The sequence below is a fragment of the Actinomyces sp. MRS3W genome (assembly GCF_032465695.1).
Taxonomy (GTDB): Bacteria; Actinomycetota; Actinomycetes; order Actinomycetales; family Actinomycetaceae; genus Actinomyces.
On sequence record NZ_JAWDJJ010000186.1, the window covers coordinates 1 to 22,440 of the forward strand.

Annotated in this window: 20 protein-coding genes and 2 tRNA genes; 12 read left to right on the forward strand and 10 right to left on the reverse strand. The window is 69.1% G+C overall.

Translation table 11 applies throughout. From position 1 onward, the window contains the following. Positions 1-647 precede the first annotated feature (647 nt). Genes clpS through RWX45_RS06840 form a run of 5 tightly spaced genes read left to right on the forward strand, consistent with a single transcriptional unit; the run spans position 648 to position 4,069 of the window. The gene (gene clpS, locus RWX45_RS06820; RefSeq protein ID WP_316022991.1) at positions 648-1,007 is read left to right on the forward strand and encodes an ATP-dependent Clp protease adapter ClpS; all 360 of its coding nucleotides are present in this window, start codon (positions 648-650) and stop codon (positions 1,005-1,007) included. Next, on the forward strand, positions 1,007-1,759 hold the full coding sequence (locus RWX45_RS06825) for a DUF2017 family protein (protein WP_316023014.1): 753 nt from the start codon (positions 1,007-1,009) through the stop codon (positions 1,757-1,759). Before clpS ends, RWX45_RS06825 begins: the two co-directional genes overlap by 1 nt. 31 nt (positions 1,760-1,790) lie before the next feature. Further along, positions 1,791-2,618 carry a glutamate racemase gene (gene murI / locus RWX45_RS06830; protein ID WP_316023015.1) on the forward strand — a complete coding sequence of 276 codons (828 nt, stop codon included), beginning with the start codon at positions 1,791-1,793 and terminating at the stop codon, positions 2,616-2,618. Further along, entirely contained in the window at positions 2,615-3,415 is an 801-nt protein-coding gene (locus RWX45_RS06835; RefSeq protein ID WP_316022992.1) for an MBL fold metallo-hydrolase, read from the forward strand. Before murI ends, RWX45_RS06835 begins: the two co-directional genes overlap by 4 nt. A 15-nt stretch (positions 3,416-3,430) precedes the next feature. Then, positions 3,431-4,069: a DUF3054 domain-containing protein gene (locus RWX45_RS06840; RefSeq protein ID WP_316022993.1), complete on the forward strand. Its 639-nt coding sequence runs from the start codon at positions 3,431-3,433 to the stop codon at positions 4,067-4,069. Positions 4,070-4,104: 35 nt separating this feature from the next. Here RWX45_RS06840 and RWX45_RS06845 read toward each other — a convergent pair whose 3' ends face one another. The 5 genes from RWX45_RS06845 to RWX45_RS06865 form a co-directional block, all read right to left on the reverse strand. Next, entirely contained in the window at positions 4,105-4,422 is a 318-nt protein-coding gene (locus RWX45_RS06845; RefSeq protein WP_316022994.1) for a transcriptional regulator, read from the reverse strand. Next, positions 4,415-4,861, reverse strand: coding sequence for a hypothetical protein (locus RWX45_RS06850; RefSeq protein ID WP_316022995.1), 447 nt, complete (start codon positions 4,859-4,861; stop codon positions 4,415-4,417). Before RWX45_RS06850 ends, RWX45_RS06845 begins: the two co-directional genes overlap by 8 nt. 126 nt (positions 4,862-4,987) lie before the next feature. Beyond that, positions 4,988-5,704 carry an RdgB/HAM1 family non-canonical purine NTP pyrophosphatase gene (gene rdgB / locus RWX45_RS06855; RefSeq protein ID WP_316022996.1) on the reverse strand — a complete coding sequence of 239 codons (717 nt, stop codon included), beginning with the start codon at positions 5,702-5,704 and terminating at the stop codon, positions 4,988-4,990. A gap of 2 nt (positions 5,705-5,706) precedes the next feature. Continuing rightward, positions 5,707-6,543, reverse strand: coding sequence for a ribonuclease PH (rph, locus tag RWX45_RS06860; protein WP_316022997.1), 837 nt, complete (start codon positions 6,541-6,543; stop codon positions 5,707-5,709). Between the two features lie 97 nt (positions 6,544-6,640). Continuing rightward, positions 6,641-6,722: transfer RNA gene (locus RWX45_RS06865), tRNA-Leu, on the reverse strand. Positions 6,723-6,826: 104 nt separating this feature from the next. Between RWX45_RS06865 and RWX45_RS06870 the strand changes: the two genes are divergently transcribed. Continuing rightward, positions 6,827-7,957: a Gfo/Idh/MocA family oxidoreductase gene (locus RWX45_RS06870; protein WP_316022998.1), complete on the forward strand. Its 1,131-nt coding sequence runs from the start codon at positions 6,827-6,829 to the stop codon at positions 7,955-7,957. 45 nt (positions 7,958-8,002) lie between these two features. On the opposite strand, the gene RWX45_RS06875 is transcribed toward RWX45_RS06870, so the two are convergent. The 4 genes from RWX45_RS06875 to pip all read right to left on the reverse strand — a co-directional run bounded on the left by RWX45_RS06875 (position 8,003) and on the right by pip (position 11,222). Further along, on the reverse strand, positions 8,003-8,482 hold the full coding sequence (locus RWX45_RS06875) for a peroxiredoxin (protein WP_316022999.1): 480 nt from the start codon (positions 8,480-8,482) through the stop codon (positions 8,003-8,005). A 284-nt stretch (positions 8,483-8,766) separates the two neighbouring features. Beyond that, positions 8,767-8,931 carry a hypothetical protein gene (locus RWX45_RS06880; RefSeq protein ID WP_316023000.1) on the reverse strand — a complete coding sequence of 55 codons (165 nt, stop codon included), beginning with the start codon at positions 8,929-8,931 and terminating at the stop codon, positions 8,767-8,769. A 332-nt stretch (positions 8,932-9,263) separates the two neighbouring features. Continuing rightward, positions 9,264-9,340, reverse strand: a tRNA-Lys gene (locus tag RWX45_RS06885). A 763-nt stretch (positions 9,341-10,103) separates the two neighbouring features. Then, a complete protein-coding gene (gene pip / locus RWX45_RS06890) occupies positions 10,104-11,222 on the reverse strand; it encodes a prolyl aminopeptidase (protein WP_316023001.1) in 1,119 nt (372 codons plus the stop codon). Between the two features lie 63 nt (positions 11,223-11,285). Here pip and RWX45_RS06895 point away from each other — a divergent pair, with 63 nt between their 5' ends. Further along, positions 11,286-12,206, forward strand: coding sequence for a glutathione synthetase (locus tag RWX45_RS06895; RefSeq protein ID WP_316023002.1), 921 nt, complete (start codon positions 11,286-11,288; stop codon positions 12,204-12,206). A 199-nt stretch (positions 12,207-12,405) separates the two neighbouring features. Then, positions 12,406-12,789, forward strand: coding sequence for a YccF domain-containing protein (locus RWX45_RS06900; RefSeq protein WP_316023003.1), 384 nt, complete (start codon positions 12,406-12,408; stop codon positions 12,787-12,789). A gap of 73 nt (positions 12,790-12,862) precedes the next feature. On the opposite strand, the gene RWX45_RS06905 is transcribed toward RWX45_RS06900, so the two are convergent. Further along, positions 12,863-15,562, reverse strand: coding sequence for a DEAD/DEAH box helicase (locus tag RWX45_RS06905; RefSeq protein WP_316023004.1), 2,700 nt, complete (start codon positions 15,560-15,562; stop codon positions 12,863-12,865). Between the two features lie 146 nt (positions 15,563-15,708). Here RWX45_RS06905 and RWX45_RS06910 point away from each other — a divergent pair, with 146 nt between their 5' ends. The 4 genes from RWX45_RS06910 (at position 15,709) to RWX45_RS06925 (ending at position 21,885) form a co-directional block, all read left to right on the forward strand. After that, positions 15,709-17,172 carry an alanine/glycine:cation symporter family protein gene (locus RWX45_RS06910; protein ID WP_316023005.1) on the forward strand — a complete coding sequence of 488 codons (1,464 nt, stop codon included), beginning with the start codon at positions 15,709-15,711 and terminating at the stop codon, positions 17,170-17,172. Between the two features lie 51 nt (positions 17,173-17,223). Further along, on the forward strand, positions 17,224-18,744 hold the full coding sequence (locus RWX45_RS06915) for an alanine/glycine:cation symporter family protein (protein WP_316023016.1): 1,521 nt from the start codon (positions 17,224-17,226) through the stop codon (positions 18,742-18,744). A 3-nt stretch (positions 18,745-18,747) separates the two neighbouring features. Then, the gene (locus RWX45_RS06920) at positions 18,748-20,214 is read left to right on the forward strand and encodes an alanine/glycine:cation symporter family protein (protein WP_316023006.1); all 1,467 of its coding nucleotides are present in this window, start codon (positions 18,748-18,750) and stop codon (positions 20,212-20,214) included. A gap of 162 nt (positions 20,215-20,376) precedes the next feature. Next, the gene (locus RWX45_RS06925) at positions 20,377-21,885 is read left to right on the forward strand and encodes an alanine/glycine:cation symporter family protein (RefSeq protein ID WP_316023017.1); all 1,509 of its coding nucleotides are present in this window, start codon (positions 20,377-20,379) and stop codon (positions 21,883-21,885) included. Positions 21,886-22,440: the final 555 nt, after the last annotated feature.

The following is a 22,440-nucleotide window of genomic DNA, read 5'->3' on the forward strand; positions in this document are numbered from 1 at the left end:
CCTAGTTATGCGACACCCTCTGACCGGATGTGGCCTCGCCCCAGAGGGCGCGGGTCAGACGGCGTAGCAAGGCTTCGAACAGGGCGGTGACCGCCGGCATGGATCACAAGCAACCCCCGCGCTTGGACCGTCCACCCCCGCTTGGACCGTCTGCCCCCGGTTGGACTGCCTGAGAACACGTCTGGGGCAGTCCAACCGCGCGAAGGTGGTCCAACCGCGCGAAGGTGGTCCAACCGCGCAATGACGGTCCAACTGGAGCCGCCGACGGCGTCCCGGCGAAAGATCCCGGCCTGCACCGTCCGTCACCCAGCCGCCGGTTACCTCACCGGTGGTCCCGGAGCGCTCAGGACCGGCCAGCCGCCTCTGACAAGGACGCTACGCCCACCCTGCCCCAGCAACGCGGGCCGTGACGACACGAGCGATGCCAAGGCAGCACCCAACCGCCATATCGACCGGTCTCGGCACGTCACTTGTGCCGGTTTCGGCACGTCATTAGTGCCGGTTTCGGTGACAGCATGCATGCCACGGGTCAGCCGGCACGCCCCTCCTCACCCTTCACCGGCCCGGCTCGCCCGGCACTAGCCTGCACCAGCCGCCTCGCCCTGCGCCGAGCCGCGCCTTTGGAAGCAATCATCTAGGCTGGGCGCATGCCGTCCACAGTGCCCGTCAACGCGGCCCCGCTCCCGGGAGCCGAGACACTGTCAGACGCCCGCACCGCCTCCCAGCGGCTGTGGTGCACGGTCGTGCACGACGACCCGGTCAACACCATGGACTACGTCACCTGGGTGTTCCACTCCTACTTCGGCTTTCCCATCCCGCTCGCCCGCCGACGCATGCTGGAGGTCCACACCACCGGCCGCGCCGTGGTTTCGCGCGGCGCCCGCGAACGCATGGAGGTGGACGTCACCGCCATGCACTCCTATGGGCTGCACGCCACCATCGAACCGCTCGCCGACGACGGCCCCGACTCCCCGCAGGCGGACGGACCGACCGGAGGGCAGGCGTGATGCGCGCCTTCCAACCCGACGCACAGGGGTGGTCCAGCAGCCTTGAGCCGTGGGAGCGCGAATACCTGGCCGGTCTGCTCAAGCAGATCGCCGACCTGCTCGCCGCCGACCTGCCCGCATCCCACAGTTCCCAGCGCCACGATTCGCGCGCCGGGCGCCCCACGCCGCGTCCGGGCGAATCCGCGCACGACGGCGACGTGCTCTCCGCCCTCGACTTCGAGCCGGACTTCGATCCCGCTGAGCTCGACGCCGCATCCGGCGCAGCGCCTGAAACCGGGCCCGATGCCCCGGAGGCGGCCGACAGCGCGCAGGCCGCTCACCGTGCCCCCGCAGCGCTCTCCCCGCTGCTGGACGCGCTTTTGCCCGACGCCTCCGAGGACCCGGACATCGCCGTCGAGATTGCCGCCCTGACCCGCGGTCGCCTACGGGCAGACAAGCACTCGCGGCTGGAAGACGTGACTGGCGAACTGCTCGAGCCCACCGGGCCGGACGGTGCCGTGCTGGTGCGTTTCGGGCAGGAGGACCGCTGGCTCGGCGCCCTCAACGACGCCCGCCTCGTGCTCGCCCAGCGCCTGGAGATCGACACCCCGCAGGCCGCCGCTGCGGTGCACGCCGTCGCCTGGGACGAGCCGCCCGCCGATGAGAGCGACACCGACCGCTGGAGGAGAGCCATGGCCCTGTCTTACGACATGCTTTCCTGGTGGCAGGAATCACTGGTAGCCGTGCTATTGAATGGCGAAGGGGCCGCATAGTCTCGGCGCTGTGAATGATGCGGCCATCGGAATGTTCGACTCCGGCGTCGGCGGTCTGACCGTAGCCCGCGCGGTCCTCGACCAGCTGCCCGGCGAACAGCTGCTCTACATCGGCGATACCGCCAACACCCCCTACGGGCCACGTCCGGTGCAGGAGGTGCGCCGCCTCGCCCTGACGATTATGGACGAGCTGGTCGACTCCGGGGTCAAGATGCTGGTCATCGCCTGTAATACCGCCTCTGCGGCCGTCCTGCACGACGCCCGCAGCCGTTATACCCGCGGCAAGGGCGTTCCCGTCGTCGAGGTCATTCACCCGGCGGCGCGCGCCGCCGCCCGCGTCACCCGCAATGGGCGCATCGGCCTCATCGCCACCCAGGGAACGGTCGACTCCAACGCCTATGACGACGCCCTGGCCGCCGTCCCCGGCGTCAGCCTCTTCTCCCAGGCCTGCCCGCGCTTCGTCGAGCTGGCCGAACGTGGCGTCACTACCGGCCCGGATGTGCTGGCCACCGCGGAGGAGAGCCTAGCGCCGGTCAAGGCGGCCGACGTCGACACCCTCATTCTGGGCTGCACCCACTACCCGCTGCTCGCAGGCCCCATCTCCTACGTCATGGGGGAGGACGTCACCCTGGTGACCTCCAGCCAGGAGACCGCCAAGGACGTATACCGCGAGCTCGCCCGCGCCGACCTGCTGCGCGCCCCGGACGCCCCGACGCCGCGCCACGAGTTCCGCGCCACCGGCGACCCCGACTCCTTCTCCGTGCTGGCGCGCCGTTTCCTCGGCCCCGAGGTTGGGCGCGTCAACCATGCCGAATTCGCGCCCACTCCCCGTCCCGCATCGAATGAGGATCCTGCATGAAGCTCACCGTCATCGGCTGTACCGGCTCCATGTCCGGCCCCGACGCCGTCGCCTCCTCCTACCTAGTCCAGGCCGACGACGTCGCCGGGCGCACCTGGTCGGTGGTGCTGGACTTCGGCCCCGGAGCCATGGGGCAGCTACTGCGCTACCTTGACCCCGCCGACCTGGACGCGATTGGCATCTCCCACTGCCATGCCGACCACATGGTCGACCTGGTCGGCATGCACGTGTTCCGGCGCTGGAACCCCGCCGGCGCACTCGGCCCGGTCCTCACCTTCGGCCCGGGCGAACTCCTGCCCCGGCTCAACGGCGTCGACGGCACCCCGGCGCAGGAGACCTACGCCACCGAGTTCTCCTTCCGCACGGTCAGCGCCGGGGACAGTCTGCACGTGGGCCCCCTGACCATCACCCCGTACTCCGCGCTGCACCCGGTCGACGCCTTCGGTTACCGGGTGGAGGGGCCTGGGAGCAATGGCGACCGGGTCAGCCTGGCCTTCACCGGCGACACGGACCTGTGTGAGGGGATTGAGGCCATGGCCGACGGCGTGGACCTGCTGCTCGCCGAGGCCGCCTTCCTCGAGGGGCGCGACGCCGTCCGCGGCATTCACCTGACCGGGCGTCGTGCCGGGCAGCTCGCCGCCGGCACGAGCGGGCAGGGCGGGCGCCGCGCCGCGGGGCGGCTCGTGCTCACCCACATCCAGCCCTGGACCGACCCGGCCGACCCGTTGGCCGAGGCCGCCGCGGTCTACACCGGTCCGCTCGAGGCCGCCGCCCCCGGCGCCACCTGGGAGATCTGAGCCGTGGCGGGGAGCGTGCACGCATCCGCCTCGGCGGAATCGGGAAAGCGGATGGAACCCGGGGAGCCGACGCCGGCGGGGGAGGCGGAAGACAGCGCGCGCAAGGGGCAGCACCCGCGGGAGGCCGCGCCGATCAGCTATACGCCGCCGGTGCCCGATGGGCCGGACCGCCCCTGGACGCGCGGGCGGCGCACCCGCTGGTGGCTGGTGCTGCTCGCCGACACCATCGCGGTGGCGGCGGTGGCCTGCTTCGTTGCGGCGTCCGTGCACGACTTGGCCCGGATTCCGGTCCTGGCCGGATGCGGTCTGGGCGGCGTCATCGTCGCCTGGGTGCTCACCTGGTTGGTGCGCCGCCGGGACGATCACTTGGAGGTGGCCTGGCCGGATGGCGGCCTGGTCATCGCCGTGACCTGGGCGGTGTGGCTGGGGCTGAACGCGTGGCGCACAGGGGAGGGGGACGTCTCCTTCGCCGTCATGCTCGCCGTGTTCCTCGTGGTTTTCCTGGGCGGGTGGCGCTACCTGTACGGGTATGTCAAGGCCCATGACTCGCTCGTGCCCAAGGGCGTGCAGCGTCGCCTCGACGCCCAATCCACCGAGACCGGCACAAGTAACGCGCCGAAACCGGCACAAGTAACGCACCGAGACCGGCACTAATGACGTGCCCAAACCGGCACTAATGACGCCGTCGGTCAGCCCTCGGCGATTTCTCGCAGCGCCGCGACGTGCTCCTCGAAGGCCTTGAGCCCGCTGGGGGTCAGGGAGACCCAGACGACGTCGAGGGAGCGCATGACCCCGTAGTCGCGGTGGCGCCGGACATAGCCGGCGTTCTCCAGTGCCGTGAGCTGCTTGGACAAACTGGCGTCGGACAGGCCGACGGCGTCGCGCAGGGCGGAGAACTTCATTTCCGTGCCGGTCCAGACTTCGCCGCCGTTGTTGACAGCGCCGACCGATCTGAGCGTGGCGCAAATGCGCAGCCGACCCAGCGGGTGAATGACGGGATCAAGCACGGCTGTTCTCCGGCCAGATGACGGTGGCGCAGTACCAGGCGTGGGCGGCGGCGAGCACTGCGAGGACGCCGACGAGTACGGGGTGCGGGTCAAAGCCGCGCAGCGTCGGTGCAATGAGGATGAACCATGCCAGCAGGCTGTGTCGCTTCCACCAGGGCCAGTTGGTGTCGATGACGTCGTCGCGGGTGCGCACACCGGGGCGGAACAGCTGGTTCCGTAGCGCGACCGCCACGAAGATGACCGCCGCGATGGCCGCGAGTAGCAGGCGGAACCAGCCCATGAGGAAGGCGCCGAGTGCGGTACCGCAGGTGACGGCGAAGAGGGCCGCTGCCCAACGGGACGGGCGCCACTGAGCGGCGAGACGGTTTGCCTCGTCAACCTCGTGCAGGTGCGCCCGGGCTTCGTCGGGGGAGACGGGCTGGGAAGAGGACAGGGACACGCCAATCACCTCACTTTCCGTTACGGAAAGTATGATGGTTTCCGTGGTGGAAAGCAAGAGGACGGTGCGTGCAGGCGCCGTTTGTGCCGGTCTCGGTACGTCACTAGTGCCGGTTTGGGCACGTTATTAGTGCCGGTTTCGGTGAAGGAGGGCGCGTAGGGCGGGGGCGAGGGCGCGCATGGCCTGGCCGCGGTGGGAGATGGCATTCTTCTCCGCCGCGCTCATCTGCGCCGTCGTCCGCCCGGCCGCGCCGGGAGCGTCCTCCTGAGCGGGCACGAAAATCGGGTCGTAACCAAAGCCGCCCTCACCGCGCGGCTCGCGCAGCAGCCGCCCGTTCATGGAACGCTCCACCGTCGTCACCGACGGCGCCCGACCGTCCCGTCCGGGAACCACCAGCACCGCCGCACAGGTGAAGCGAGCCGTGCGGTGCGGGTCAGCGACGTCGGCCAGCTGGCCCAGCAGCAGCCGCAGGTTGGCGGCGTCGTCACCGTGGCGGCCCGACCAGCGTGCCGAGAAGATCCCCGGCGCCCCGCCCAGCACGTCCACGCACAGCCCGGAGTCGTCGGCAACCGCGGGCAGGCCCGTGGCCTCGGCCAGGGCGCGGGCCTTGATCTGCGCGTTCGCAGCGAAGGTGAGACCGTCCTCGACGGGCTCGGGAGCGCCGAGACCGGCCGAGGAGATGATCTGCTCGGCCTCCAATCCGTCCACCAGCGGGGCGAGGAGCGTGCGCAGCTCGGCCAGTTTGCCGGGGTTGTGGCTGGCCAGGATAAGCCGCGCGCCGACCGGAATGCCCGCCGACGTCGTCGTCTCCTGCGGCGCGGAAGTGCCGGGATCGGGGGTCATGGTCAGTGACCCTCGACGGCGGGGGCCGCAGCGCTGCTCCCGGAGGCGTCCCCCGTGCTCGCGTCCGCGGTGGACACGGTGAAGGGCTCCGCTTCGGGACCGGCCAATGCGCGCGCCTGCAGCGCGGCCAGCTCGGCGTTGCCCTTGGTGGCCAGGTCGAGCAGGACCCCCAGCTCGCCGCGGTCGAAGGGAGCGTGCTCAGCGGTGCCCTGAACCTCGATGAAGGCGCCGGCGCCGGTCTGCACCACGTTCATGTCGGTCTGGGCGCGCACGTCCTCCTCGTAGGGCAGATCGAGGCAGGGCGCGCCGTCGATAATGCCCACCGACACGGCCGACACGGAGTCGGCAATCACCGGCATGCCGGTGCGGGCCTTGACGTAACCGCGGCGGGTGCCCCAGGCGACGGCGTCGGCGAGGGCCACGTAGGCGCCGGTGACCGCGGCGGTGCGGGTGCCGCCGTCGGCTTGTAGGACGTCGCAGTCCAGGGTGATGGTGTTCTCGCCTAGGGCGGCCACATCGATGACCCCGCGCAGGGACCGGCCGATGAGGCGCGAGATTTCATGGGTGCGCCCGCCGATCTTGCCGCGTACGGATTCGCGCCCGGAACGCTCCGAGCCGGCGCGCGGCAGCATCGCGTACTCGGCTGTCACCCAGCCCTCGCCGCCGCCCTTGCGCCAACGGGGAACGCCTTCGACGAAGGAAGCGACGCACAGCACACGGGTGCGGCCGAACTCGACGAGTACGGAGCCCTCGCCGTTGACCTGCCAGTTGCGGGTGATGGAGACGGGGCGCAGCTGATCGGGGAAGCGGCCGTCCTTGCGGGTTTTGGTGTCAGTCACGCGCCCCAGGGTACCCGGGGGCGCCTGGGCGGGCGGAACCGGTGGGTCGCGCCGTCGGGCCCGGCAGTCGTGCGTGCGCGGACCCGGCATTCATGGGTGCGCGAGAAGGGACTCGAACCCTCACGCCCGAAGGCACCAGAACCTAAATCTGGGGCGTCTACCAGTTCCGCCACTCGCGCTCGGAGGTGATCCTACTGGATCGCGCCGCGCGCATTCGTTCGTCGATAGTACTAAACGGTCGAAACCTCTTCCGGGGTCGGCATGCTGCGCCTAGGGTGGCGACATGACACGCGACGATGCTGTAGCCCCCCGCACCACCGACCTGCTGCCGCCGATTCCCCAGACAATCCTGGACGCCCTGGCCGACGCCGGCGCCCCCTTCTCACTGGCCGACGCCGTGCCCGAACCGCAGGACGCCCCGCCGCTGCGCTGGGGCATCCTGGGTGCGGGCGGCATCGCCTCAACCTTCGCCACCGACGTGCCGGCACGTTCCTCGGGACGCGTGGTCGCCGTCGGCAGCCGCGACCAGGCTCGGGCGCAGGCCTTCATCGACGCTCACCCCGGCGCCGGCAAGGGACACAGCGTGCGCGCCCACGGCTCCTACGAGGCCCTGGTGGCTGACCCGGAGGTGGACGCGGTGTACGTGGCCACCCCGCACAACTTCCACTGCGACCAGGCCATTCTTGCCCTCGAGGCGGGTAAGCCCGTACTGGTGGAGAAATCCTTCGCCCGCAGCGCCGCCGAGGCACGTCGGATCTTCGACGCCGCCCGGAGGGCAGGCTTGTTCGCCATGGAGGCCATGTGGACGCGTTTCCTACCGGGCCAGGTGCTGCTGCGCGCGCTTGTGGGCAGCGGTGTGCTGGGAGAGATCGGCTACGTGCGTGCCGACCACCTCCAATCCCTGCTCCACGTGGAGCGCATGAACCGTCCCGACCTGGCTGGCGGCGCACTGCTGGACCTAGGCGTGTACCCCGTCAGCTTCATCCACTCCCTGCTGGGCGTGCCCGAGTCGCAGGTCGCCACCGGGCGCCTGAGCCCGGCCGGAGTCGACCTGCATGAGATCGTCGCCATGACCTACCCCGATGCCTGCGCCGTGGCCACTTCGGCGATGAACGTGCGTTCAGGCACCTCCGCCGAGGTAGTCGGCAGCGACGGGAGGGTGGTCCTGCCTGTCCAGTTCTACCGGCCGGGCAAGCTTGAGATCATCCTGGATGACAGTGCCGGCACCGGCACGCAGTACGACTGGGACGCCACCTTCGCCGGCGGCTTCCAGTTCCAGGCCGCCGAGGTCGCCCGCTGCCTGGCGGCCGGCAAGACCGAGTCGGAGACCATGCCGTGGCAGGCCACGCTCGAGGTCCTGGAGATGATGGACGAGATCCGCCGTCAGATCGGGCTCCTCTTTCCGGGGGAGTAGCGGCGGGGCTGTTGGCCTGTCGGGCGGTCAAACGGCGCGCCCTGCTCAGGCGTCGAGGCCGAGTTCGCGGCGCAGCCGGTCGACATGGCCGGTGGCGCGCACGTTGTAGCGGGCCAGGACGACGGCGCCGTCGGTGTCCACCACTACGGTGGAGCGGATGACGCCGGTGACGGTGCGCCCGTAGTTCTTCTTCTCGCCCCAGGCGCCCCAGGCCTCCATGACGGTGTGGTCGGGGGCCGACAGCAGCGGGAAGGGTAGCTCCTGTTTGGCGGCGAAGCGCGCCTGCGCCTGCGGGGTGTCCGGGGAGATACCGACGACGGCGTAGCCGGCCTGGCGCCAAGACTCCAGCGAGTCGCGGAAGTCGCAGGCTTCCTTTGTGCAGCCGGGGGTGGCGGCCCGCGGGTAGAAGTAGACGACGACGCCGCGTTCGGCGTCCGCACGCAACGCCGCCAGGGAGACGGGGGTCCCCGACTGGTCGGGGAGAGTGAAATCGGGGGCGGTGGCGCCGACGTCGAGTTGGGGCACGGTGTTCTCCTGGACGTTGCGTGACTGGTTGAACGAGACAAACCTAGATGAATCGGCAACGCGGGGTCACCTGTGCAACGGGGGCGCGTTCCTACGACGCAAAGAGCCGCCCACCGCAATACGCGGGGGCGGCCCTGGGGATAAGCCGACGGCGTCCGAGGCGCTGGTGCCAAGTCGAACGCCGCCGGTCATTTGACCGGTCTGGGCACGTTATCAGTGCCGGGCTCGGCGTTTCACTGGTGCCGGTCTGGCCAGGCGGATGCGCCGGGCGGGGTGCGGGGCGCTCAGGCGGCGAGTGCCAGAGCGTCCTGCGCGGCCTGCAGCCGCTCAAGCGCGCGCTCGAGGCGCGAAGGCGAGGCGGTGGCGTCCAGCGATGCCAGCTCGGTACGTGCGGCGGCGAGCTCGCGCTCGGCGGCGTCGCGTCCGGTGGTGGATGTGATCAGATGCATCTCTTCCTTCCCTTCATGGCCCTGGTGGGCCCCTCTGTGCCGGGTGTTAGCTGGCGGAGCCTGCTTGGACTCGGCGGTTGTTGTAGGTATGTGTGGGCCTTCCCGGTGGCTGCGTTGCGCTGGGCCGTACAGGTGGGCCGCGGTCGGGAGGGGACGTGCCGCGTGACGTCACGGCGTCGTCGACCCTGTCAACCGACGCATGGACAACACTGCCGACCGCGGTGGTATTCCCGCAGTCGGGATGGGTTGGGGGAGGCCGCCCGGATCAATTCGGTAGCGGGAACGATGCTCACCGGATCCGGCGCGGCGCCGCAGCTGTGTGCTGCCCTGCGTGGTACCCCCTCAGGGACTCGAACCCTGGACACCCTGATTAAGAGTCAGGTGCTCTAACCAACTGAGCTAAGGAGGCCTGATCGGTCAGGCGTTTCCGCCTGGCGACGAGTAGGACTGTACTCGCCCCCGGTGCCCACGTCCAACCGGGATGGCCTGAAAACGCCGTTGTGTGCGGGAAATCTCAGTCCGACTGGAGGCGCCGCACGCTGGGGCAGCGCGTTCAATGGCGTGATTGTGCCGCCTCCTCTATTCACCGAAACCGGCACTTGTAACGCACCGAAACCGAGCGAAGTTGCTAAGGGCCGGCTAAGTCTTGGCGAGCCGCTCAGGTTTCTTGGGGGCATAGACCTGGTCATGCAGTACCCTCTGACCGGATGTGGCCTCACCCCAGAGGATGCGGGTCAGACGGCGTAGCAAGGCTTCGGACCGGCGGCGACCGCCGGCATGGATCACAAGCAACCCCCGCGCTTGGACCGTCTACCCCCGCTTGGACCGTCTATCCCCGGTTGGACCGTCTGCCCCCGGTTGGACTGCCTGAGACCATGTCTGGGGCGGTCCAACCGCGCTTAAGCGGTCCAACCGCGCGATGACGGTCCAACTGGAGCCGCCAACGACGCCCCTGGCGCAAGACCCCGGCCTGCACCATCCATCAGCTGACCGCCGGCTGCCTTACAGGTGGTCCCAGAGCGCTCAGGACCGGCCAGCCGCCTCTAACAAAGACGCTACGCGCAACCTGACCCAGCAACGCGGGCCGCGACCACACGAGCGATGCCACGGCAGCACCTGACCACCGTATCGACCGGTCTCGGCACGTCACTTGTGCCGGTTTCGGCATGTTATTAGTGCCGGTTTCGGTGAAGGGGGTGGGCGGGGGCGAGGACGTCGGCGAGGACGTCGGCGAAGTGGTCGGTGGCCGCGATCAAGGCGGCCAGCGTCTCCGGCTCGGCGAAGGAATGCCCAGCGGCGGCGGAGATGTGCAACTGCGCCTGCGGCCACGCCCGGTGCAGAGCCCAGGCGGTGCCCATGGGGCAGACGACGTCGTAACGGCCCTGGACGATGACGCCGGGGATGTCGTGCTCGGCGAGCACCGTGGCGCCGGCGATGAGCTGCCCGTCCTCCATCCAGCCGGCATGGTGGAAGAAGTGGTTCTCAATGCGGGCGAAGGTGAGGGCGAAGGCCGGATCCTGCACCTCGTCGATGTGAGCCTGGTCGCGCAGCAGCGTGGAAGTGGCTGCCTCCCAGGTGGTCCAGGCGCGGGCCGCGGGGCCGTGGATCGCCGGGTCCGGGTCGAACAGCAGCTCGTGGTAGCGGTCGATGAATCCGCCTGGGCGGGCGCCGTCGCCGGCTCCCGCCACATAGGCCTCCCACTCGTCGGGCCAGATCATGTCTGCGCCGGCGCCCTCGTAGAACCAGTCGAGCTCGCGCGCCCGGAGCGTGAAAATGCCGCGCAGCACGAGCGCGGTGACGCGACGTGGATGGGACTCGGCGTAGGCCAGCGCCAGCGTCGACCCCCACGAGCCGCCGAAGACGAGCCACGCATCAATCCCGAGGTGTTCGCGCAGACGCTCCATATCTGCCACCAGGTGCCACGTGGTGTTGGCGCTCAGGTCTGCCTCGGGTTCCCACGCATGCGGCAGGGAGCGGCCGCAGCCGCGCTGGTCGAACAGGATGATGCGGTAGCGCTTGGGATCGAAGCACCGCCGATGCTCGGGGGCGCAGCCACCGCCCGGGCCCCCGTGGACGAATACGGCGGGAATCCCATCAGGGTTGCCGCAGGCCTCCCAGTACAGCTGCTGCCCGTCGCCGACGTCGAGCAGGCCCGAGTCGTAGGGTTCGATGGGCGGGTAGAAACCGCGGGGCGGCGTGTCGGTTGCGTCGGCCGAGCTGGCACAGCCGGCGGGCGCGGTCGTGGCCGCGGGGATGGATTCGGTGGCGGGATCGACGGCGGAGTCGTGCATGAGCCCATCCTGCCCGATTCGGATCGGCCCCGCGCAGCGGCTGGGGGCGGTACCGTATGCTCCGTGACCAGCCCGATCGTGACGCTTGCGACCTCGACCGACTACGCGAACCTGGATGAGGACGATCAGGGTTTGCCCGACGCGCTGCGTGAGCGCGGCATTGAGCCCCGGGTGGCGGTGTGGAATGACCCGGACGTGAACTGGGACGACGCCGGCATCGTGGTGCTCAGGTCCGTGCGCGACTACGCCAAGCACCGCCACTACGAGAACTTCCTGGCCTGGGCGCACTCACTGCGGCGCGTCATCAACCACGCCGACGTCGTCGAGTGGAACTCCGACAAGCACTACCTCATGCGCATGGCGGAGCTCGGCGTCCCCATCATCCCGACCACCTGGCTGGAACCGAGCTCCGGCTACTCCAAGCACCAGGTCCACACGCGTTTCCCCGCTCACGGCGACTTCGTGGTCAAGCCCGCCATCTCCTCGGGAGGCCGCGGCACCGGCCGCTACACCGCCACCGACGCCAAGTCCCGCGCCGAGGCCATTAATGACACCATGCACCACCTGGGCCGGAGTCGCAGCGTCATGGTGCAGCGCTACCTTGAAGAGGTCGACCGCAAGGGCGAGCTGTCCCTGGTGTACTTCAACGGCGTCCTATCGCACGCGGTGGAGAAGGCGCCTATGCTCCACCCCTCCTTCCGCTCCGTGGATGAGGTGCACGAGGAGATCGTCACCGCCCGCGAGCCCAGCGAGCAGGAGTGGCTGTGGGGCGAGAAGGTCCGCAAGGCCATCCACACCATCATCAAGGAGCGCTCGGGGCGGGACATCCAGCTGCTGTTCAACCGGGTCGACGTCGTCGGCGATGGCCAGGGCGGCTTCTACCTCATGGAGGTCTCCCTCATCGACGCCGGTCTCTACCTCGGTTCCGCCCCCGCCGCCCTGGACAACTTCGCCGACGCCATCGCCCAGCGCGTCTTCTGGTGAGCGCGCCTCGCCTCGAGCGTCTCGCCTCGAGCGTCTCGCTTCGAGCACCTCGCTTCGGGGCGCCCGGGCCAGAGCGGCGGCTCGCGGCCGGGGCGCGGCGTGCCCGTGATGGTGATGCGGGATAGAACCAGGGTCGACTCAGGGTCGCCTCCGTCTGGAGGATGATGCCCGGGAGGCTCGGCGGCTGTAGACATATGCCATGCGCACGCTTCTCAACGTCATCTGGGTGGTCTTCGGCGGCTTCTGGCTGTTCCTGCAGTACATCTTCTTCGGGATCATCGCCTGCATCTTCATCGTGACGATCCCCGCCGGTGTCGCCTCCTTCCGCATCGCCTCCTACGCCCTGTGGCCCTTCGGACGCGAGGTCGTGGCCACCCCCGGTGCCGGCGTCATGAGTGGGCTGTCCAACGTCATCTGGTTCCTCGTGGCCGGGCTGTGGCTCGTCATTGGGCACATCACCACCGCGGCCGCCCAGGCGGTCACCATCGTCGGCATCCCGCTGGCCATCGCCAACCTCAAGATGATTCCGGTGACCTGCTTCCCCTTCGGCAAGGAGATCGTGCCCGGCCGCGGCATTATCTGATCCACCTCGGTCGGCCGGCGCGATCCGCGCCCGGGCAGCGGGCGCTGCGGCGGACCCCGACGCCGGCCCGGGGTCAGCCCTGCGGACCCACCTTGAGCAGATGGACGACGGCGCGATCGGCCCGGTCGCATTCGTCCAAATCCACCAGGGCCGTGAGCCGCCAGTCATGGTCGCCCGCCGAGTCCTCCAGAATCTGCGTGGCCAGCCAGACGCGCCGCCCGGAGTCCTCCAGTGCCTCGCGCAGCCGCTCCGACACGCCGGCAGCGGCCAGTGCGGCGTCGTCGGGAGCCTCATCCAGGGGCGCCAGCGCCGCCGCCCGGGCGGGGGTGTCCGTGCTGATCCAGTCGTACTCGTCCCAGTAGCAGCCCAGCGTTTCATCCCAACGGTCCTCGCCCCAGCCGGAAGCGGCATCGAGCCGTCCCAGCCCCTCGACGTCGTCGCGGGCCATGAGCTCCACCCGGCGGAACATCTCCCGGCGCACCGCCACCCGAAAGGCGTGGCGGTTGCGGGTCAAGGCCAGCTTGCCGTCGGCGTCGGCGCCGAAAGCCCGCTCCGCCCCCGACGCGCCCTCGGCCCGCTCCTGGCTGAGCAGCGCCGCCCCCGCCTGGGCGTGCCCGTCCTGAGCGGCCCCCAGCGCCTCCCACTCATCCAACAGGGAGGAGTCGACGGCGCGCACCAGGTCGCCCAGCCAGTCGATGAGCTCGCGCACCTCATCGGTACGGTGCTCATCGGGCACCACCTGCCGCAGCGCCCGGTAAGCATCGGTGAGATACCGCAGCAGCACGCCCTCACTGCGCCCCAGGTCATAGCGGGAGATGAGGTCCGAGAAGGTCATGGCGTTCTCCACCATGTCGCGCACCACCGACTTCGGGCTCAACTCGTACTCCGCGACCCACGGATTGGACTGCTTGTACATCTCCAGGGCCGGGGCGAGCAGATCGGCCAGGGGCTGCGGCCAGGTGATGTCTTCCAGCGCCGCCATGCGCTCCTCATAGTCCATCCCTTCCGCCTTCATGGCCGCGATCGCCTCACCACGAGCCTGCCGCTGCTGGGCGTACAGCAGCGGACGCGGATCGTCCAGAGTCGCCTCCACCACCGAGACGACGTCGAGCGTGTGCTCGGGGGACTCCAGGTTCAGCAGATCCATGGCGGCCAACGCGAAGGGCGCCAGCGGCTGGTTGAGGGCGAACTCGTCGGGCAGGTCCACGGCCAGCCGCAGCCGGGGACGCCCATCGGCGGCGGCCTGTGCGGAGGAGACGTGCTCCAGCACGCCCGCGGTGCGCAGCGACAGGTAGATCTCCACCGCCCGGCGCACATGCCGACGGCGTGCGGCCGGCGGCTCGTGGATGCGGGAGAGTAACTGGGCCATGGCGTGCACCGGGTCGCCGTCGCGCTCCATGAGGTTGAGCACCATGGTGGTGGTGACCTGGAACTGGCTGGTCAGCGTCTCCGGTGCGGCGTCGCGCAGCCGCTCAAAGGTCTTGTCCGTCCAGTTGACCCGCCCCTCGGGCGCCTGCTTGCGCACGATCTTGCGGCGCTTGCGGGCGTCGTCGCCGGCCTTGGCCAGGGCGCGCGCGTTCTCGATGACATGCTCGGGCGCCTGCACGATCACATACCCGCGCGTGTCGAAGCCCGCCCGGCCGGCCCGCCCGGCAATCTGGTGGAACTCCCGGGCCGTGAGGTGGCGCTCCTTAGCGCCGTCGAACTTGACCAGGCTCGTCATGACCACCGAACGGATGGGCACATTGATGCCCACCCCCAGGGTGTCGGTGCCGCAGATGACGGCGAGCAGCCCGGTGCGGGCCAGGCGCTCCACCAGCCTCCGATAGCGGGGCAGCATGCCCGCATGGTGCACACCGATGCCGGAGCGCAGTAGGCGCGAGAGCGTCTGCCCGAAGCCGCGGCCGAAGCGGAAGTCACCGATCGCCGCGGCCAGCTCCGCCTTGCGCCGCTTGAGACCCAAATCCACGCTCAGCAGCTTGGTGGCGCGCTCAACCGCCTCCTTCTGGGAGAAGTGGACGACGTAGGCGGGGGCCTTGTCCTGCTCCACCAGCCGATGCAGCAGCTCGTCGATCGGCTCCACCACGTACTCCCACTCCAGCGGCACCGGACGCACGGCGTCGTCGATAACCGCCACCTCCCGGCCCGTGCGCTCACGCATGTCCCGCACGAAGAAGGAGACGTCACCGAGGGTGGCGCTGAGCAGCACCATCTGCGCCTGCGGCAGCTCCAGGAGCGGCACCTGCCAGGCCCAGCCACGCTGCGGGTCGGCGTAGTAGTGGAACTCGTCCATGACCACGATGTCGACATCGGCCTGCTCGCCCTCGCGCAGGGACTGGTTGGCGAGGATCTCCGCCGTGCAGCAGATGATGGGAGCGGCGGCATTAATGGACGTGTCGCCGGTGATCATGCCGACGTTGTCCGCGCCGAACAGGCCCACCAACTCGAAGAACTTCTCGCTGACCAGCGCCTTGAGCGGGGCCGTGTAGTAGGAGCGGCCGCCGCGCGCGAGGGAGACGGTGTGTGCGGCCAGGGCGATCATCGACTTGCCCGACCCGGTGGGGGTGGCGGCGATGACGTGGCGGTCGGAGAGGATCTCGCTGAGGGCCTCGTCCTGATGCGGGTACAGGGGACGACCGGTGGACTCGGCCCACTCGCTGAAGGCCAGGTAGATGTCCTCCGGTTCGGGGATGCGCTCCGGATCATCGGCGGGGATGAGAGAGTCGAGCAGCGCGTTGAGCGCCGGGACGGTATCCGAAGCAGCAGAGGACATGGCGCCATGCTCTCACGCGCGCTCGCGGAGGCTGGCAGCGGGACGCTTTTGGCGTATGAATATGCGGACGGGTGGGAGGACGCGGCGCAGAGTGTGGAATGATGCCGCGCGTTCCCGTCTCCCCACGCGGAAGGCACCACTACTCCATGGACGCTCTTGCTGCCAACCTGCTGACCATCGCCGACTGGATCACCGCGCACATCACCATGTGGGTGCTGGTCGGCACCGGACTGTTCCTCACCATCCGCACCCGCGGCGTCCAGGTGCGGCATATCGGCTCTATGTTCCGGGCGGTGGCCGGCTCGCGCGGAGGCGCCCGCGGCGGCATCTCCTCCTTCCAAGCCTTCGCCATCTCCCTGGCGGCCCGGGTAGGCGTGGGCAATATCTTCGGCGTGGCCGCCGCCCTGCTCATGGGCGGCCCGGGTGCCGTGTTCTGGATGTGGATCGTGGCGCTGGTCGGCATGGCTACCGCCTTCTTCGAGGCCACCCTCGCCCAGATCTTCAAGGTGCGCGCCGACGACGGCTCCTTCCGGGGCGGCCCCGCCTACTACATGCGCTCCGGCGTGAAAAGCCCGCTCATGGCAGGCATCTACGCCGTCATCACCCTGGTCACCTGCGGCTTCATCATCACCTCGGTGCAGTCCAACGCGGTGGCCGGCACCCTGCTGGGCGCCTTCGGCGGAGGCAACGACGCCCCCATCGAGGGCTTTGGTGGCTTCTCCGCCGCCCAACTGGTCATCGCCGCGCTCGTCTTCGTGTTCACCGCCATGGTCATCTTCGGCGGCATTCGAACGGTCGCCCGCGTGACCGAGTGGATGGCGCCAATCATGGCGGGCATCTACATCGTCCTCGTGTTCATCATCTGCCTGATGAACCTGGGGCGGTTCATCGACGTGCTCGGCCTCATCATCTCCTCGGCCTTCGCCCCGCAGCCGCTCGTGGGCGGGCTGGGCGGCGGCATCCTCGCCGCCGTCGTCAACGGCACCAAGCGCGGCCTGTTCTCCAACGAAGCCGGGCAGGGCACCGCCCCCAACGCCGCCGCCACCGCCACCGTCGCCCACCCGGTGCAGCAGGGACTCATTCAGTCCCTGGGCGTGTTCATCGACACCATCGTGGTGTGCACGGCGACCGCCTTCGTCATTCTCATCGCCGGTCCCGAGGTGTGGGGCGCCGACGGCGCCAACCCCTCCACCCTCACCATTATGGCCGTGGCCAACGAGCTCGGCGGCTGGACCATCCTGCCGATCGCCGTGCTCATCTTCGTGCTCGCCTACTCCTCAATCATCGCCGCCTACGTCTACTCCGACACCAACATGTCCTTCCTCACCGGCGGCAAGAAGTGGGCCACCTGGACGGTGCGCGTGGTCTCGGTCGTCTCCGCCACCGCTGGCGCCGTACTCTCCCTCGACGTCGTCTGGAACGCCGTCGACATCGCCATGGCCGTCATGACGGTCACCAACCTCGTCGCCCTCATCCTGCTGTCCAAGTGGGGCGTGGGCGCCCTGCGCGACTGGGAGGCGCAACGCCGCGCCGGCGTAGACGCCCCCGTCTTCCACGGTAAACACAACCCCCATCTGCCCGGCGACGTCCCCGGCGACGTCTGGAACTGATCCCGCCCCTTAAATCCCCACCAGCAAGGAGCCTCGATGCCCGCGCCCACAATGAACCTCACCAGCATTGAGAACACCCTCAATAAGGCTGACGACATCTTCTACACCTACATCCTGGCCGCCCTACTCATCGCGGTGGGCCTGTACGTCACCGTGCGCACCCGCGGCGTCCAGGTGCGGCACCTGGGCTCCATGCTGCGCGCCGTCGCCACCTCCCGCTCCGGCGCCGGCGGCGGCATCTCCTCCTTCCAGGCCTTCGCCGTCGGGCTGGCCGCTCGTGTGGGCATCGGCAACATCGCCGGGGTCGCCCTCGCCATCGTCGCCGGCGGCCCCGGCGCCCTGTTCTGGATGTGGGTGGTCGCGCTGGTCGGCATGGCCACCAGCTTCACCGAGTCCACACTGGCGCAGATCTTCAAGGAACGCGGGCGCGACTTCACCTTCCGCGGCGGCCCCGCCTACTACATCAAGAACGGGCTGGGCTCGAAGCTGTGGGGCAGCATCTTCGCCGGCCTGTGCATCGTGAGCGTCGGCGTCACCGTGGTCATGGTGCAGACCAACTCGCTGGCCGCCGTCATCAACGCCACCGTCCCGGAGGTCGCCCCCTGGATGGTCGGCGTCGCCCTCGTCCTGCTCACCGGCCCGGTGGTGCTGGGAGGCCTGAAGTCCGTCGCCCGCGTCACCGAGGTCGTCGCCCCGCTCATGGCCCTGGCCTACGTGCTGGTCACCCTCGTGGTCATCCTCATGAACCTCGGCGAGCTTCCCACCGTGCTGGGGCAGATCTTCCGCGGCGCCTTCGGCGTCGACCAGGCCCTGTTCGGCACCGCCGGCGGCATTGTGGCGGCGCTGCTCAACGGCGTGCGCCGCGGTCTGTTCTCCAACGAGGCCGGCCTGGGCACCGTCCCCAACGCCGCCGGCACCGCCACCGTCAGCCACCCCGTGCGCCAGGGACTCATCCAGGCCTTCGGCGTCTTCGTCGACACCGGCCTGGTGTGCACCGCCACCGGCCTGCTCATCCTGCTGGCCACCGACACCTACCAGCCCGGCAACGAAGGGCTCGTCGGCGCCGTCCTCACTCAGCAGGCCGTCGCCGAGCACTTGGGAGGCTGGACCACCTGGCCGATCGTCGTGCTCATCTTCGTGCTGGTCTTCTCCACGGCATTGGGCTGCTACTCCTACTCCCAGGTCAACGTCAACTTCCTGGGCGGGGAGAAGCGTGCCGAGCAGGCCTTCGGCATTCTCCTCACCGCAGCCGCCTTCGCCGGCACCGTGCTCACCCTCCCCATCGTGTGGGCGCTGACCGACATCGCCCTGGGGCTGCTCGGCGTCATCAACCTCGTCGTCATTGTGCGGCTGTTCCCGTGGGTGCGCGGGGCACTGCGCGACTATGAGGCCCAGCGAGCCGCCGGCAGGATCCCGGTCTTCGTCGGCCACGCCAACCCCTACCTGCCCGGCGACGTGCGCGAGGGCGTCTGGGAGGCGCCCGTCCCCTCCACCAGCGGTGCTGCGCTGACCGCCGACGGCGACATCAACGCCGTCGTCCCACCGACCACCCCGCGCGCAGAGGGGAGCTGAGCAATGCGCGCGATCAACGAGCTGCTCTCCGGGGCCTCCAACCTGCTGTTCGGCTCCATCCTCATCTGGCTACTCCTGGGTGCGGGCGCCTGGTTCACCATCCGCACCCGCGGCCTGCAGCTGCGCCACCTGGTGTCGATGGTGCTATCGGTGGCCTCCTCCCGGTCCGGTGCCGCCGGCGGCATTTCCTCCTTCCAGGCCTTCGCGGTGGGGCTCGCCTGCCGGGTGGGGACCGGCAACATCGTCGGCGTCGCCCTGGCCCTGGTCCTGGGCGGACCGGGCTCCGTGTTCTGGATGTGGGTGGTTGCCCTGCTCGGTACGGCGACCGCTTTTGTCGAGGCGACCTTGGGACAGCTGTTCAAGGTTCGTCGCGGCGACGGCACCTATCGGGGCGGCCCTGCCTACTACATGGCGCGCGGCCTGAAGCTGCCGGTGATCGGTGGCGTGTTCGCCGTCGTGTTCATGGTCGCTAACGGCCTGGCCATGCCCATGGTGCAGGCCAACGCCATGACCGCGGCGCTCGGCGCCTCCACCGGCATGAACTCCTGGCAGGGCGCGGTTATCGTTACTGTGCTCGTGGCCCCGGTGCTGCTGGGCGGACTGCGCTCGGTGGTGCGGGTGACCGAATGGATCGCCCCCATCATGGCGGTCCTCTACCTCATCCTCGTCCTGGCCATTATCGTCACCCATCCCATCCAGGCCGCCTACGCCGTTGGCGACATCTTCGCCGGTGCCTTTGAGCTGCGCTCGGGCTTGGCAGGCACCGCCGGCGGCGTTGCGGCGGCACTGCTCAACGGTGTGCGCCGTGGCCTGTTCTCCAACGAGGCCGGCCTGGGCGGATCCGCCTGCGCTGCCGGCTCCGCCACCGTTGCCCACCCCGCCCAGCAGGGATTCGTGCAGGTCTTCGGCGTCCTTGTGGACACGCTGTTCGTGTGCACGGCCACCGCCCTGGCCATCCTCATTGCTGGGCGCAGCGACGGGACGCTCTACACTCCCGGCGTCACCGGCGTCGGAGATCCGAATATCTCCGGCACCCTCACCCAAACGGCCATCAGCCATACCCTGGGGGAGTGGACGAGTTGGCCAATGACGCTGTTGGTGCTCGTGCTCGCCTACTCCACAATCCTGGGCGCCTTCTCCTACGCCGAGGTGTGTCTGGACTACTTGACCCGCACGCCCTGGGTGACGACGGCGCTGCGGATCGCCGCCGTCGTCTGCGCCTTTATCGGAGGCGGGGCTGCCTTGACCACCGTATGGACGCTTGCTGACGTGCTGCTCGGCATCGGGGCGGTGCTCAACCTCATTGCGCTGGTCGTCTTGACTCCCTGGGCGCTCGGTGTTCTGCGCGACTGGGAGGCCCAGCGCCGCTATGTGCGCTCCGGTCGCATGCCGACCGCCGCGGTCCGCTTCGTCGCCGACGGAAATCCGCACCTTCCCGGAGCGCTGCCAGGCGATGTCTGGGCCGAATAACACGTCGGTTTTGGGACGCACGGCACAGGCCATGACCTCAAATTGAAATACAGTGTGCCCTAGCCTGACTGCGTTTCTGCTGTGTAGCAGAAGTAGTAGAACCTGTGCGCTCAGCCCATGGACGCACCCGCGACAACGCCCGGAGACTCCGCTGTGAACCCTATGCTCCTGCCGACCGCCGGCTTCTTCGACGGCCCCGCCGCCGCGCTCGAGACCGTCTCCGACCACCTCTACGGGGACCTGCTCGCCTGGCTGCTCATCGCCGCAGGACTGTGGTTCACCTGGCGCACGCGCGGGCTGCAGCTGCGTCTGTTCCCGCAGATGCTGCGGGCCATCACCTCCTCTCGCGGCGATGTGGGCGAGGGCATGTCCTCCTTCCAGGCCTTCACCGTCGGACTGGCCTCCCGCGTGGGCACCGGCAACATCGTCGGCGTCGCCATCGCCATCACCATGGGCGGGCCGGGCGCCGTGTTCTGGATGTGGATCGTGGCCCTGGTGGGCATGGCCACCGGTTTCGTGGAGTCCACGCTCGCCCAGTTGTTTAAGGTGGCCCACCCGGACGGCACCTTCCGCGGCGGTCCCGCCTACTACATCCATAAGGGTCTGGGCTCCAAGACGCTGGCGAGTATTTTCGCCGTCGTCATCACCTTCGTGTTCGGCTTCGCCTACGAGGCCACCCAGGCCAACGCCATCTCCAACGTCCTCAAGGGCACCTTCAACATTGAGCCGTGGGTGACCGCCGTCGTGCTCGTGCTCATCACCACGCCCGTCGTCTTCAAAGGCATCAAGCGGGTCGCCGCGATCACCGAGTGGCTGGCGCCGCTCATGGCGCTCGTCTACGTCATCATCGCCATCGTCATCCTCGTGCTCAACCTCGACGCCATCCCCGCCGCCCTGGTGTCCATTTTCAAGGGCGCCTTCGGCGTGGACCAGGCACTGTGGGGACTCGGCGGCGGCTTCCTGGCCGCCACCCTCAACGGCATCAAGCGCGGCCTGTTCTCCAACGAGGCCGGTGAGGGCTCGGTCCCCAACGCGGCCGCCACCGCCACCGTGCACCACCCCGTGCAGCAGGGCTTCATCCAGTCCATGGGCGTGTTCGTCGACACCATCGTGGTGTGCACGGCCACCGCGCTCATCATTCTGCTATCCGGCGTCTATAACCCGGCCACCGCCGACATCGACGCCGCCGGCACCCTGACCGTCAGCTCCGTCAGTGCCGTGCTCGGGCCCTGGGCGCAGTACTTGATGGCGGCCGTGGTCTTCGTCTTCGCGTATTCATCGCTGCTGGGCAACTACGCCTACGCGGAGGTCAACATGGACTTCCTGCGTGGCATGGGGCGCAGCCACTACGGTGTGCGCGCCATGATCGTCGTGGCCACCGCGCTCGGTGCAGTGGCGTCGCTGTCCTTCGTGTGGAACCTCTCCGACGTTGCCATGGGGGTTATGGCCATCATCAACATCATCTCGGTGGTGCTCCTCGGTAAATGGGCCTTCGGAGCCCTGCGCGACTGGGAGCAGCAGAAGCGAGAGATCGAGGCCGGTCAGCGCGACATTGTCTACTTCGTAGCCACCGACAACCCCAACCTGCCCGGCGTGCTGCCCGGAAACGTCTGGACCGAGAAGGCCGCCGCCGAGCGGCAGCCCGAATCGGTTATCACGCGTCAGGACTGACGGCCCGCTCACGGGGACGACCCTGGGTCCACTCCTACGCCCCTGACTGCTACTGGACTGACCGCCCGCTCACGGGGACGACGACGGTTCATCAGCCGACACTCACGGCTGCCTCAGTCCTGCGGGGCTAGATGATTGATCGCAAAGGTGCGTGCCGGTGCCGACTGGTGCGTGGCGTGCCGGCGTCGGGCGAGGCAGGACGAGTCGGGCGAGGCGGGGCGCGCCGGGCGAGGCGGGGCGCGCCGGCTGGCGCGTGCCCTCCTGTCACCGAAACCGGCACTAATAACACGCCGAAACCGGCACTAATGACGTGCCGAAACCGAGTGAAGTTGCTGAGGGTGGGCTAAGTCTCGGGGTGTCGGCCGGGGGATTCGTCTCGTCGTGGCTGGGATTCGGTCCTATATCCCATAGGTGTGTCGTGGCGGTTGGTGCTGGACTCGCGGCTGTGCCTACTACGCCTGTTCGGGGTCTGCTACGCCACTTGGGGGTCTGCTGAAGGCTTTCGAGGCCTTCAGCAGACCCCTAACCGGCGTACCCAACGGTGAAGTGGCGTAG

What these genes read in the sequence shown, in the direction of transcription:
- RWX45_RS06870 (WP_316022998.1), top strand. Translation starts at nt 6,827, where the DNA reads ATGACACGCGACGATGCTGTAGCCCCCCGCACCACCGACCTGCTGCCG.
- clpS (WP_316022991.1), top strand. Translation starts at nt 648, where the DNA reads ATGCCGTCCACAGTGCCCGTCAACGCGGCCCCGCTCCCGGGAGCCGAG.
- rdgB (WP_316022996.1), bottom strand. Translation starts at nt 5,704, where the DNA reads ATGACCCCCGATCCCGGCACTTCCGCGCCGCAGGAGACGACGACGTCG.
- RWX45_RS06835 (WP_316022992.1), top strand. Translation starts at nt 2,615, where the DNA reads ATGAAGCTCACCGTCATCGGCTGTACCGGCTCCATGTCCGGCCCCGAC.
- RWX45_RS06905 (WP_316023004.1), bottom strand. Translation starts at nt 15,562, where the DNA reads ATGTCCTCTGCTGCTTCGGATACCGTCCCGGCGCTCAACGCGCTGCTC.
- RWX45_RS06825 (WP_316023014.1), top strand. Translation starts at nt 1,007, where the DNA reads ATGCGCGCCTTCCAACCCGACGCACAGGGGTGGTCCAGCAGCCTTGAG.
- RWX45_RS06900 (WP_316023003.1), top strand. Translation starts at nt 12,406, where the DNA reads ATGCGCACGCTTCTCAACGTCATCTGGGTGGTCTTCGGCGGCTTCTGG.
- RWX45_RS06910 (WP_316023005.1), top strand. Translation starts at nt 15,709, where the DNA reads ATGGACGCTCTTGCTGCCAACCTGCTGACCATCGCCGACTGGATCACC.
- murI (WP_316023015.1), top strand. Translation starts at nt 1,791, where the DNA reads ATGTTCGACTCCGGCGTCGGCGGTCTGACCGTAGCCCGCGCGGTCCTC.
- RWX45_RS06915 (WP_316023016.1), top strand. Translation starts at nt 17,224, where the DNA reads ATGAACCTCACCAGCATTGAGAACACCCTCAATAAGGCTGACGACATC.
- pip (WP_316023001.1), bottom strand. Translation starts at nt 11,222, where the DNA reads ATGCACGACTCCGCCGTCGATCCCGCCACCGAATCCATCCCCGCGGCC.
- RWX45_RS06880 (WP_316023000.1), bottom strand. Translation starts at nt 8,931, where the DNA reads ATGCATCTGATCACATCCACCACCGGACGCGACGCCGCCGAGCGCGAG.
- RWX45_RS06920 (WP_316023006.1), top strand. Translation starts at nt 18,748, where the DNA reads ATGCGCGCGATCAACGAGCTGCTCTCCGGGGCCTCCAACCTGCTGTTC.
- RWX45_RS06925 (WP_316023017.1), top strand. Translation starts at nt 20,377, where the DNA reads ATGCTCCTGCCGACCGCCGGCTTCTTCGACGGCCCCGCCGCCGCGCTC.